Here is an 11959-nt window from a genome sequence, read left to right on the forward strand (position 1 = left end):
AACACATGAGCTAATCGCTGTAAAATACCAACTTAATTATCTTCGATAACTAGGGGGTCTGTCAAATGACGAACCATAAAATTTGCATTACTTTAATAATTCTTTCCAATCCTCATTGTCACTAACAGTTTCGAACATATTGGATTTATAAGATTCAATTGTTACATAGCTCATTACATCAGTAATCTTAACAGTCAACACGTCACTGACAACCTGATGCAACGAAAATTCTTGACGCTTTTTCCACTTCTTTTGGTTCAAATACGCCCACAGCTCCACTTCCGTTACGTCTTCGTAACCAATTAAATGAAATTCTTCTAACTTACTCTCAATTACCGGTTGAATGATAGCTTTTTGCTCATCTGATATTATCGAGTTCATGTTCACGGCTCCTTTTTTCACACACATGCAAAATATATAAGCAAGCTCTCTGTTATTTCTTTGATTCCTTGTCATGCTTGGACACATCCCCTGCATATATTGGATTACGTCAATTATAATTTGTCCAAGAAGGCAGTGAGGATCTATGTCTAAATTTTTGCAAGGTACTATTATTTTAATTATAGCTGGATTGATTACAAGAGTTCTGGGATTTATTAACCGCGTTGTTATTGCAAGAATGATCGGAAACGAAGGTGTCGGTCTTTACATGATGGCTGTTCCAACTCTTGTACTCGTTATTACGTTAACTCAGTTAGGATTACCTGTTGCTATTTCAAAGCTTGTTGCTGAAGCACAAGCGCTTGGTGACAAACGCAAAATCAAAAAAATTCTGGTTGTTTCTTTAAGCATTACGTGTACGTTGAGTTTTATATTTACGCTCAGTTTAATAGTATTCGCTCCTATTATTGCAAAAACCTTTTTTACAGATGAGCGTACCTTATATCCACTATTAGCGATTATTCCTGTCATTCCAATTATCGCTATTTCATCGGTTATCCGCGGCTATTTTCAAGGCCTTCAACAAATGAAACCCGCTGCTTATTCGCAGGTCATTGAACAAGTCGTTCGTATCACTTTAATCGCTGTATGCACAAAGGCGTTCTTACCTTATGGAATTGAATACGCCGCTGCTGGCGCTATGCTCTCTTCTGTATTTGGAGAATTAGCATCTTTATTTTATATGTTCTATATGTTTAAGCGAAAAAAGAAGTTAACTGTCCGGCGTAACTTTTTTCAATCCCTGCGTGATGGCAAAGATACCTTTTATGATTTAATGCGCATTGCTGTTCCCACTACAGGAAGTCGTATGATTGGTTCAGTTTCTTGGTTTTTAGAGCCAATTGTTGTAGCCAAAAGCTTGGCAATTGCCGGCGTAGCAACCACCATCGCTACTCAACAGTACGGCGAACTAACAGGCTTTGCACTTCCATTATTAATGTTACCGTCCTTTATTACCGTTTCTCTTTCAACAGCACTAGTCCCAGCTATCAGTGAATCTTATGCAAAGAATCAGATGAAACAAATTCAGTATAGACTTCATCAAGCATTGCGCCTTTCCTTTATAACAGGTGGACTTGCCGTTGTTATATTATACGTATTTGCCAACCCTGTAATGGAATTGATGTATGGATCAGATAAAGCAGCTATTTTTGTTAAAGTAATGGCACCATTTTTTATTTTTTCTTACTTTCAAGGACCCCTACAGGCCGCCTTACAAGCTTTAGACCTAGCCAAAGCTGCAATGATTAACAGCTTCATTGGTGCAGCTGTGAAGACTGCACTGATTTTCTTGTTAGCTTCTCAACCTACTCTTGGTATTATGGGTGCCGGACTTTCTATTGTAGTTGGCACTATGCTCGTTACTCTTCTTCATTTATCAACTGTTATGAAACAAATTATGTATAAACTACAAATCATGGATTATGTAAAAAGCTTTATCGTCATGTTAGCTGCTGGATGGGTTGGACAGTATGCCTTTACACACTTATTCTCCAACCTTCCACTTGTACTACAAACGTTGGTCTCCATAGCAGTTACGAGCCTTTTATACGTTATTCTTTTATTGCTATTCAAGCTTGTTACGAAAGAAGAACTTCACCGTTTTTCAATTTTACGGCTATTTAAAAAGAAATAAAGAAGATGAGCAACTACGCTCATCTTCTTTATTTCGGTTCATCTACTTTATCCACAAAAAAGGTTCCATTATTGTAGGTGCAATATGAAATATTCTTTATTTCTTCATAACCTAGCTTTTTTAACTCTTGGCGAAGCCATAGCTTTGTACGGTTATCCAGTGCCAAATGCTCTTCTTGAACTACACCATCAATAATGTAAGGTAAATTTAGGCTTTCTTTTCCAGAAGAAGCAGTGTTATTCTTTTTTTCAAAAACGGATAGCTTGCCAGAAGGTTCTAAAATAGCAAATTCAACGTCAGCAATATCCTTCACATTTTTATCGCGAAGCTGCATGAGTAAATCATTAAAGTTATAGCGTTGCTTTTGCATTTCCCTTTCACGAATTTCGCCATTTTGAATAATCACCGTCGGCTGACCGTCTAAGAAATTGCGCATGCGATTACTTTTAAGTGACCAAAGCGCTAACCCAATCTGAATTACCAGTAAAGTAACCATCGGCACTAAGCTATGATGCAATGGATCATTTGTATTCTCAATTGCCATCACCGCTAGCTCTGCTAGCATGATAAATACGACAAGGTCTAAAATACTGAGCTCACCGATTTCACGCTTCCCCATTAGCCTAAAGATGACTAATACGATAAGATACAACAAAATAGTACGAAATACCATTGTTACGATCTCCATATAAAAACCTCCGTACTTTGACATTCCTGACTAGTTTTCGTTTAAACAAAGGAAAATAGACGAACTTTTTTGCGTCTATTTCTTCCATTTTGTGAATATGCTCGTACTAAGGGTGGAGTTTGACATATAAGGGGGTTTTCGTAATGGAAGCAAAAAGAATGAGCAGCGCTATCTTTTTTGGCGTAATGATTATCTTTATTATTGGTTTTATCATCAGCCTTTTGTTAGCACTTTTGTTAAAGTTTTCGTCTGTTACTGAGCAGGCTTTGCAACTGTGGATTGCTATTTTGTCCTTTTTGGCAGTCTTTATTGGCGGGTTTATGTCAGGTGGAAAAAGTGGCTCAAAGGGTTGGATGATTGGTGGAGCAACGGGTCTTATCTACTCTGTTCTTATGCTTATGCTACAGTTTCTTGGATATAACGAGCTCTTTTCGGCTCAGCAGCTCCTATTCCATGGTGGCTTTTTACTAGTAGCTATGCTTGGTGGTGTGATTGGAGTCAACTTATCAGGTTCTAAAACAGCATAAAAAAGCTCCTACAGTAATGTAGGAGCTTTTTCTATATTATGCTTCGCTACGGATTTCACGAATCGCAGCACGGTCAAATACCATTTTAGAACCGTCTGTTGTTTTCACAATAACTGTTCCCTCATCGATTGCCTCAACTAAAGCGTGCATTCCACCGATTGTGATGACTTTATCACCTTTCTTCAGCTCAGACTGCATTTGCTGTACAGCTTTTTGACGCTTTTGCTGTGGACGAATTAATAAGAAATAAAAGATGGCGAACATTAAAAGTAATGGCCATATTGCTTGGAAAATTTCCACAAAATCTCCTCCTTTAATCAATTTATCAACAGGTAATTATTCATATTCAAATGAAAAACTCCTGTAATGACCTAGAAATTTTTTGCATTTGGTCCGTTAAATCCATATTTATCAAAGAATTCATCACGGAAATCGCCTAAGCGATCTTCGCGAATAGCTTCACGGACTTGCTCCATTAAGTTTAGCAGAAAATATAAGTTATGGTAAGATGTTAATCGAATTCCAAACGTTTCATTAGAACGAATTAAATGACGAATATACGCTCTTGAATAATTTTTACACGTATAGCAATCACAGTTTGGATCGATTGGGCCAAAGTCTTCTGCATATTTGGCATTTTTTACAACTAAACGCCCTTCACTCGTCATTAATGTACCATTACGTGCAATACGTGTTGGTAGCACACAGTCAAACATATCAATTCCTCGGATAGCACCATCGATTAATGAATCTGGTGAACCCACTCCCATTAGATAACGAGGCTTGTCCGCTGGCAGATAAGGCGTTGTAAATTCAAGCACGCGATTCATAACGTCTTTTGGCTCTCCAACAGATAGCCCACCTACAGCATAACCCGGGAAGTCCATAGAAACCAAGTCAGAAGCACTTTGACGGCGTAAGTCTTCAAATTCTCCACCCTGCACAATACCAAATAACCCTTGGTCTTGCGGACGACTATGAGCTTTTAAGCAGCGTTCAGCCCAGCGGCTTGTACGCTCCACTGAACGTTTTAAGTAATCATATTCAGCAGGATACGGTGGACATTCATCAAATGCCATCATGATATCTGAACCAAGTGCATTTTGAATTTCCATTGCTCCTTCAGGTGATAAGAATAGCTTGTCACCATTTAAGTGATTGCGGAAATGCACGCCTTCTTCTTCAATACGTCGAAGATCGCTTAGACTAAATACTTGGAAACCACCTGAATCTGTTAAAATAGGACGATCCCAGTTCATAAACTTATGAAGTCCACCAGCTTTTTTCACAATTTCATGACCTGGACGTAGCCAAAGGTGATACGTGTTGCTTAAAATAATTCCTGCTCCCATTGCTTTTAAGTCTTCAGGAGACATTGTTTTTACTGTAGCAAGCGTACCGACTGGCATAAAAATCGGCGTTTCAAAAGATCCGTGCGGGGTATGCACAATACCAAGGCGTGCTCCGGTTTGCTTACATGTTTTAATATGTTCATAACGAATAGCTGTCATTAGTGTATTCCTTTCATGTTAAATTACAAGATTAGCATGGCATCGCCAAAACTAAAGAATCGATACTTTTCTTTTACCGCTGTTTCATATGCGCCGATGATATGCTCACGTCCAGCTAACGCGCTAACAAGCATAATAAGGGTTGACTTCGGCAAATGGAAATTTGTAATCATACCATCAATCGCTTTAAATTCGTATCCAGGGAAAATAAAGATGCTCGTCCAGCCCGATGAAGCTTTAAACACACCATCGTGTTCAGTTGCAATTGTTTCAAGCGTACGTGTAGACGTGGTCCCAACAGAAATAATTCGCCCACCTTGTTTACGTACTGAATTCAACAATGAAGCTGTTTCTTCACTCACTTGATAGTATTCCGCATGCATATCATGCTCTTCTAAATCATCTACGCTGACGGGTCTGAATGTTCCTAGGCCAACGTGCAGCGTCAAAAAGGCAATATGCACACCTTTTGCTTTAATTTCTTCCAGCATTTCTTCCGTGAAATGAAGTCCTGCTGTTGGTGCTGCAGCTGAACCTTGTTCACGTGCGAACACAGTTTGATAGCGTTCACGGTCATCAAGGCGTTCTTTGATATAAGGTGGCAGCGGCATCTCACCAAGCTGTTCCAATACTTCATAGAAGATTCCGTCATACTGGAATTCAAGCAGTCTCCCCCCCTGATTACTTACACCTTTACAAACGGCTGTTAAGCGGCCATCCCCAAACGAGATAATAGTTCCTTCTTTAACGCGCTTTGCAGGCTTTACAAGCGTTTCCCACATGTCACCTTCTGTTTGTTTTAAAAGCAGAACTTCAATATTAGCTCCCGTATCTTCTTTTGTTCCAAATAAACGGGCTGGTAACACACGCGTATCGTTCAATACAAGACAATCACCTTCTTGTAAATAATCAAGAAGGTCATGAAACATATGATGACGTACTTCACCTGTTTCTTTGTTTACTACCATAAGTCTTGATGCATCACGCTTTTCAAGAGGCGTTTGTGCAATCAATTCCTCTGGTAAATGGAAATCAAACAAATCTACTTTCATTTCATTCACCTGTTCCTACTAAAATAATTATTTAAATCGACCAATAAAAAAGAAAATAAGCGACAATAAAACGCTAATAATAATCGAAGTCACGATTGGAAAATAAAAGGTTGTATTTCCTTTTTTAATTAAAATATCACCAGGAAGTTTGCCGATAAATTGTAGCAAAAAACCGACCAATAGTAAAATACCGCCCATAATCATTATTAATTTAGGGAGCTCGTTCACTTCTCTGGCACCTCCATTTGGAAATGATCATACACAAGAGACGTCACGATGCGTCCCCTAGGCGTTCTTTGTAAGAAGCCAATTTGAAGTAAGTATGGTTCATATACATCTTCAATTGTGTGTGATTCTTCGCCAATGGTAGCAGAAATTGTATCTAATCCAACTGGACCTCCACGAAATTTTTCAATAATCCCTCTTAATAATTTATGGTCAATATGATCCAAACCTAAACGGTCAACTTGCAGCATCTCTAAAGCTTCTGTAGCAAGTTGAACGGTAATTTCACCATCACCTTTTACCTGTGCAAAATCACGAACGCGTCTTAAAAGACGATTAGCAATCCTTGGGGTCCCACGAGCCCGCCTGGCAATTTCATGCGTAGCTTGCGTATCAATGCCTACATTTAAGATAGAAGCTGTACGCTCTACGATAGATGCTAAGTCTTCTTCTTGGTAATATTCCAAGCGGCTTAAAACCCCAAACCGATCTCGCAGTGGTGATGAAAGCAAACCAGCTCTCGTTGTCGCTCCCACAAGCGTAAAGGGAGGCAAATCTAACCGTACGGAGCGAGCACTCGGGCCTTTCCCAATCACAATATCTAGACAAAAATCCTCCATTGCAGGATAAAGGACCTCTTCAACCGATCGATTAAGACGATGAATTTCATCAATAAATAACACATCGCCTGGCTCTAAGCTTGTTAGTACAGCAGCTAAATCTCCAGGACGTTCAATGGCTGGACCTGAAGTTGTGCGAATTTGCACGCCCATCTCATTGGCAATAATGGTCGCCAACGTTGTTTTTCCTAAGCCAGGAGGCCCATATAGCAGTACATGATCCAACGTTTCACTTCGCATTTTAGCGGCTTTAATAAAGATATCTAAGTGACTCTTTACTTTATGCTGACCAATATACTGTTGTAGAAATTGAGGTCTAAGACTTTGCTCTAACACTTCTTCTTCGCTAAGTGCATCGCCTGTCACAATACGATCGTCCATCATATTCCTCCTTCATTCGTTACTTAAGCAAACGCTTCAATGCTTCCTTAATATATTGATCCGTCGTCATCGACTGCTGCATTAAGGCTGGAACTACCTTGTTAATCTCTCGCTCTGCATATCCAAGGACTTTTAGTGCCTCAATAGCCTCATCTAAAGCTTCTGAGCTTTGTGATTTAACTTCTTGTTCGTCCATATCAGCAAATAGTGATGGCACTGCATCCGGTACGATGTCATGAAGCTTTCCTTTCAAGTCCAAAATCATTTGACGAGCTGTTTTTTTTCCTACTCCCGGAAACTTTACTAAAAACTTTTCATTTTCCTCTTCAATAGCCTGCACCACTTGAGAAGGGTTACCTGATGCTAGAATCGCCAACGCACCTTTTGGTCCAATACCTGACACGCTAATTAATTTCATAAATAGTTCTTTTTGTTCACGAGAATGAAAGCCGTACAGTGCTAAGATATCCTCTCGCACATATTGATACGTATAAATAATTTTCTCTTCATTATCAACAGAAAATACATAAGGATTTGGTGTAAATACCTGATAGCCCATTCCTTGATTTTCTATGACAACGTACTCTGGATTAATATATGTAATCACACCTCTGATATAATCAATCAACTAACTCTCTCCCTCTCACATGAACGAAGGCAGTCTACCCTCCTTGTTATCATCAAGTAGAGAACACTGCCCAGTTCATTCATCTATCTTCCAACTAAGAAGCCATGATAGTTTTAATTCCATAATTTCTGTTCATACTCTGTCGAACGTATAGCGCTGACTATTATTTTAACACAACCCTAAAAGTGAATAGAAGGAATTTGACGTAGAAATAAAAAGAAATCTGCTTTCAAGTTCTTACTGCTGGTTAGAACATAACAAAAAGCGGCTACTTGATAGAAGTAGGCCGCGAATTAAGCTCGTACATTTTATAAAAATTCATCAAGGATACATAGTCATCTTTCGTTTGAACACGAATCCCGTCTTTTAGCCGCTCTTCTTGATAACTCTCTAATTTTTCTACATCAATCTGAAAGAAAGATTGAATAATATTTGTAGAATTTACAGGTTTCCCTTCAAACGTAGATAATACTCCATTAACTGATAAGCCAACGTAGCCATTTTCTTTAAGCATTGGAGAAATATCGTCAACCGCCTTTCTCAGTACCACCTCTTCGTTTGATGCTTTAATTACTCTCCACGTAGAATAAGCATTTACTACTTCTTCTTTTGTCATGTACGGGGAATTTACGACCTCTTGACTAATAACTCCATCTACATACGTACGCTCCAAGAAAATAGTCATCGGGCGCTTAGCTTCCACTACTCCAGCTAAGCTTACTAAAAAGCTGCTGATGGTACATACAATGATTATTTGATGAATGGTTCGTTTCATCCATCATCACCTCACACATGTAATTTGTCACTTCATAAAGATGACTGAAAGAAGAATTTCTATTTATATCTTTTCCTTTCTTTCTTTTTTTATCCATTTCCTTAAATACACAAAGAGAAGCTATGATAAAACTAAATAAGCCATTCTCAAAGGAAAGTCAGGGCTCTTCTACAAGATTTAGCTTTTCAACTCGGTTTGCAAGCAAAAAAAGATCCGAACGATGGTGAGTTAGCTCCCGGTCGTTCGGATATCTCGTTAGCTGGAATACTTAGTCCCAGTTCTTTTTTACTTAGCGGTTTTTACGATTAACATTCTCATCAATGGATTCATACAAACTGTTGATGTTTGTACGAATAATTCCATTATCTACACCGTTACGAATGTCATTATCAACATTACGTACGCTATTGAACATTCCGTTATCTACTTCAACTTGAAGGTCATACTTTTTCGCTAAAGGCTTCACTTCTTTTTGTACAGCCTTTTTAAGCTCTTCTTCGTTTACATTGCTGTTAGATGGATCGACAGCTACTAACATGCGGTTATCATCAACTACTGCTCTACAGTCTTTCACGCCGTTTACACCAGCTGCTTTGTCTGCTACTTTCTCAGTTAAATCTGCTGGATAAGCATTTGTATTTGTTTGCGTGAGGTTATTTCTACCATTGAGATGACCGTGATAATTCATGTCACTATCACCGATGTTAGCATTGCTATAAAAACCATTTTTATTTGTAGATGGATTTTGATACGAATTAGTTGGGCTATCGTAACGCCCATCCGTTACGTTTAACGGAGCCGTTCGTCTATTGTTGTTTTCGTCGTCACCATCTAACATATCAGTTACAGGACCTTTTCCTTGATCAAGACGATGCTCATTTTCGTTTTCACTTGTATAGTAACCAACAGGTTCAGTATTGTCGTTATAACGCTGTTCCATGCCCTGATCACTTGTACAAGCCGTTAAACCAAACATACAACCTGCTGCTAATGATGAAATAATATACTTGTTCAATCGAAACTCCCCCTTTAAATGAGCCACCTTATAGCGGACTCATCATTAGGGTCTTAAAGTTGAGCATAATTTATGCTGTCAGTTAGCGGTAAACTCTTTAGATATTAGGGAATATACGCAATATCTCCCTATTTGTTAACTCAGCTTTTATAACCTGCTTTTCAGTCCATTTTTTTAGCTGAATAAGCTCTCTATATGAGGAGGATATGTTTGTTAAACGCGTGTACCAAGGTAACAAAATCATAGCTGGAAAGCACAGGGCAGCAATAACATAAGGCGAATCGAAAAGATGTGTCATTCCTCTTTCCTTTAGTAACTTTTCAATTGAAAAGTTTTCCTGTAATAAAAAACGCTGAGCTAATTGAATATAATCTGTAAAAAGTGTAGATTGAGCTGCACAATCAAAATCGATTAAATAATACTCGTTGTTAATTCCCCTTAAAAAATTATGAGAAGCCGTATCCCCATGGATGATTGTTTGCGGATGCTTTTGCTCTTCGCTTTCGTACTTGTGCATAGCAATTAAGCTGTTTTGGCATAAATCTTCAATAACTTTATACGTTCTTTTTCCAATGATGGACTCAATAAGTTTTTTGTGATGAATAAAACGAGCAAGTCGCTTTTGCCAAACATAAGTAAGTTCATACGTTGGAAATATGTCTTTTACATCATACCACGCAAATGATGCAGCTTTATGATAAGAATGTAGTAGCTCAATAACTCCCTTTCGATGATTTGATTGTTCATACGAAGTTAATGACTTTGTTTGGAGGTAAGGCATAATTCCCCAAACACCTTCTCTCGCTTTAATTACAAACTCTCCATTTGGAAATGGTTCAAAATTAACGGCAGCGTTAAATCCGTACTCGTTAAGTGCTTGAATAAATTGAAACGTACGATTGATTGTGCCTTCATAACGATACTTCTTTATTATTTTCATCCCTTGATTCGTGTGTAGATAAAGGACATGTGGCTTTTTTATATAGTATTGCTTCACGTGAACTCCTTTTTCTACTAAATAAAAAAAGAGGCGATGTATAGAGTCATCGCCTCTGCCGTTATTAATCTTCATCTTCTTCATAATCAGGTATATTAAATAAATTTGGATCAACTGCTGGATATGGAGGTGCCCCTATCATACCAAATGGGGGTCCATACGGGTCTGGATAAGGTGCCAAGCGCTGATCTTGGTACCCATATGGCATCTGTTGATATCCGTATGGCATCTGTTGATGTCCGTATGGCATGGGCTGAGGAGATCCACATCCGCAGTCTTCTTGCGGTGGCTGATATGGCATCTGCATGCCCATTACACTATTGTTTTCCATCTCTGGAGATTCCATCATTTCCCCCTGTACCTGAGGCATCGATGGATACATTGGATACGCTGGTTGCTGGTATCCCCAAGGTGGTGGACAAGGCGAGCATTGAACAGGACCACATGGCATATACGGATTCATCACTGGATAAAATGGCGCATTCGCAGCATGCATTGGCGCATTTGGATACTGCATTTGGCCAGCTACCATTTGGTTGTTTTCCATTGATTCTGCTGATTCCATTTCTCCTTGTACCTGCGGCATCTGCCATTGCTGTGGATATGCTGGGTATGCTGGCGGCATTGGTGGTGGGTAACACGGCATATAATGAAATCCACATCCAGGCATGACTGGAGAAATTGGTACAATTGGATAACAAGGCTGTTGAACTGGTGCTTCTATACTTTCCATCTCTGGACTTTCAGGCGACTCTACAACCGCTTCTACTTTTGGTTCTTCTTTTTTCGGCTGTTGCATCGCCATGTTTAACGTATAGTAATTATTAATGTCAATTTCAGGAGCGATTGGCTGAATCTTTGGAAGCTTTGGCATTTTAGGCATTTCTTTTTTCGGTGCTTCTTTTTTCGGCATTTCTTTCTTTGGCACTTCTTTCTTTGGTGCTTCTTTTTTCGGCATTTCTTTCTTTGGCGCTACTGGTGCTACCGGCGCTACTGGTGCTTCCTTTTTTGGTGGCGGAGCAATTGGCATCTCTTTTTTCATTGGTTGCATGCTCGGAGTTGGCGATGGTTCACTATCTATTTCAGTTACCGGATAAGCTTTCGTTGATTGGTCACTATATGGGTGCTGGACTTTAGGCATTTCTTTAATCCCTAATGAGTTACCTTCATTCGTCACAGGTACTCCGCCAGTTGGTACTTTAATTTTCATTCCAGGCATAATCATGTCTGGATTGCTTAATTGTGAGTTCATTTTTTTAAGCTCTTCAAAGTTTGCGCCATATTTTTGAGCGATTTTCCAAAGGGTATCCCCTTTTTGGACAATATGGATTTTCAACGTCATTCCCCTCCCGAGTCGAGTATATTTCATCTATATGTGCGGAATCAAAGCAAGTTCTGTTTGTTCATCACAACATATGCCTTGAACAAGTATTTTATTCTTGATGCTTAAAAGTTTGGATTTT

General features: G+C 39.0%; 14 protein-coding genes. 2 read left to right on the forward strand and 12 right to left on the reverse strand.

What is annotated here, in order from left to right:
* Positions 1-87: 87 nt before the first annotated feature.
* Positions 88-381, reverse strand: coding sequence for a post-transcriptional regulator (locus tag EPL02_RS17845; RefSeq protein WP_131888331.1), 294 nt, complete (start codon positions 379-381; stop codon positions 88-90).
* Positions 382-526: 145 nt separating this feature from the next.
* On the opposite strand from EPL02_RS17845, the gene spoVB reads away from it, so the two are divergent.
* Entirely contained in the window at positions 527-2077 is a 1551-nt protein-coding gene (spoVB, locus tag EPL02_RS17850; protein ID WP_131888332.1) for a stage V sporulation protein B, read from the forward strand.
* Positions 2078-2105: 28 nt separating this feature from the next.
* On the opposite strand, the gene EPL02_RS17855 is transcribed toward spoVB, so the two are convergent.
* Positions 2106-2765 (reverse strand): DUF421 domain-containing protein, encoded by a 660-nt coding sequence (locus EPL02_RS17855; protein ID WP_094910903.1) that lies wholly within the window; start codon positions 2763-2765, stop codon positions 2106-2108.
* A 143-nt stretch (positions 2766-2908) separates the two neighbouring features.
* On the opposite strand from EPL02_RS17855, the gene EPL02_RS17860 reads away from it, so the two are divergent.
* A complete protein-coding gene (locus EPL02_RS17860) occupies positions 2909-3292 on the forward strand; it encodes a TIGR04086 family membrane protein (protein ID WP_094910904.1) in 384 nt (127 codons plus the stop codon).
* A 36-nt stretch (positions 3293-3328) separates the two neighbouring features.
* On the opposite strand, the gene yajC is transcribed toward EPL02_RS17860, so the two are convergent.
* The 10 genes from yajC to safA form a co-directional block, all read right to left on the reverse strand.
* Positions 3329-3592 (reverse strand): preprotein translocase subunit YajC, encoded by a 264-nt coding sequence (gene yajC, locus EPL02_RS17865; RefSeq protein ID WP_025908505.1) that lies wholly within the window; start codon positions 3590-3592, stop codon positions 3329-3331.
* Positions 3593-3663: 71 nt separating this feature from the next.
* Positions 3664-4803 (reverse strand): tRNA guanosine(34) transglycosylase Tgt, encoded by a 1140-nt coding sequence (tgt, locus tag EPL02_RS17870; protein ID WP_094911747.1) that lies wholly within the window; start codon positions 4801-4803, stop codon positions 3664-3666.
* 23 nt (positions 4804-4826) lie between these two features.
* Complete coding sequence (queA, locus tag EPL02_RS17875; RefSeq protein ID WP_094911748.1) at positions 4827-5855, reverse strand: tRNA preQ1(34) S-adenosylmethionine ribosyltransferase-isomerase QueA; 1029 nt, start codon at positions 5853-5855, stop codon at positions 4827-4829.
* 27 nt (positions 5856-5882) lie between these two features.
* Complete coding sequence (locus EPL02_RS17880; protein WP_094911749.1) at positions 5883-6083, reverse strand: DUF2905 domain-containing protein; 201 nt, start codon at positions 6081-6083, stop codon at positions 5883-5885.
* Positions 6080-7081, reverse strand: coding sequence for a Holliday junction branch migration DNA helicase RuvB (gene ruvB / locus EPL02_RS17885; RefSeq protein ID WP_094911750.1), 1002 nt, complete (start codon positions 7079-7081; stop codon positions 6080-6082). Before ruvB ends, EPL02_RS17880 begins: the two co-directional genes overlap by 4 nt.
* Positions 7082-7100: 19 nt before the next feature.
* Positions 7101-7709: a Holliday junction branch migration protein RuvA gene (ruvA, locus tag EPL02_RS17890; RefSeq protein ID WP_131888333.1), complete on the reverse strand. Its 609-nt coding sequence runs from the start codon at positions 7707-7709 to the stop codon at positions 7101-7103.
* Positions 7710-7977: 268 nt separating this feature from the next.
* Positions 7978-8484 carry a BofC C-terminal domain-containing protein gene (locus tag EPL02_RS17895; protein WP_094911754.1) on the reverse strand — a complete coding sequence of 169 codons (507 nt, stop codon included), beginning with the start codon at positions 8482-8484 and terminating at the stop codon, positions 7978-7980.
* A 289-nt stretch (positions 8485-8773) separates the two neighbouring features.
* Positions 8774-9499 (reverse strand): YhcN/YlaJ family sporulation lipoprotein, encoded by a 726-nt coding sequence (locus tag EPL02_RS17900; protein WP_247600448.1) that lies wholly within the window; start codon positions 9497-9499, stop codon positions 8774-8776.
* A 97-nt stretch (positions 9500-9596) separates the two neighbouring features.
* Positions 9597-10496 (reverse strand): phosphotransferase, encoded by a 900-nt coding sequence (locus tag EPL02_RS17905; protein ID WP_131888334.1) that lies wholly within the window; start codon positions 10494-10496, stop codon positions 9597-9599.
* A gap of 64 nt (positions 10497-10560) precedes the next feature.
* The gene (safA, locus tag EPL02_RS17910; RefSeq protein ID WP_131888335.1) at positions 10561-11838 is read right to left on the reverse strand and encodes a SafA/ExsA family spore coat assembly protein; all 1278 of its coding nucleotides are present in this window, start codon (positions 11836-11838) and stop codon (positions 10561-10563) included.
* Positions 11839-11959: the final 121 nt, after the last annotated feature.

It is taken from the genome of Bacillus sp. CBEL-1, from assembly GCF_004348885.1.
Classification (GTDB): domain Bacteria; phylum Bacillota; class Bacilli; order Bacillales; family Bacillaceae_H; genus Priestia; species Priestia aryabhattai_A.

What these genes read in the sequence shown, in the direction of transcription:
- ruvB (WP_094911750.1), bottom strand. Translation starts at nt 7,081, where the DNA reads ATGGACGATCGTATTGTGACAGGCGATGCACTTAGCGAAGAAGAAGTG.
- queA (WP_094911748.1), bottom strand. Translation starts at nt 5,855, where the DNA reads ATGAAAGTAGATTTGTTTGATTTCCATTTACCAGAGGAATTGATTGCA.
- EPL02_RS17860 (WP_094910904.1), top strand. Translation starts at nt 2,909, where the DNA reads ATGGAAGCAAAAAGAATGAGCAGCGCTATCTTTTTTGGCGTAATGATT.
- EPL02_RS17895 (WP_094911754.1), bottom strand. Translation starts at nt 8,484, where the DNA reads ATGAAACGAACCATTCATCAAATAATCATTGTATGTACCATCAGCAGC.
- tgt (WP_094911747.1), bottom strand. Translation starts at nt 4,803, where the DNA reads ATGACAGCTATTCGTTATGAACATATTAAAACATGTAAGCAAACCGGA.
- safA (WP_131888335.1), bottom strand. Translation starts at nt 11,838, where the DNA reads ATGACGTTGAAAATCCATATTGTCCAAAAAGGGGATACCCTTTGGAAA.
- spoVB (WP_131888332.1), top strand. Translation starts at nt 527, where the DNA reads ATGTCTAAATTTTTGCAAGGTACTATTATTTTAATTATAGCTGGATTG.
- EPL02_RS17855 (WP_094910903.1), bottom strand. Translation starts at nt 2,765, where the DNA reads ATGGAGATCGTAACAATGGTATTTCGTACTATTTTGTTGTATCTTATC.
- EPL02_RS17845 (WP_131888331.1), bottom strand. Translation starts at nt 381, where the DNA reads ATGAACTCGATAATATCAGATGAGCAAAAAGCTATCATTCAACCGGTA.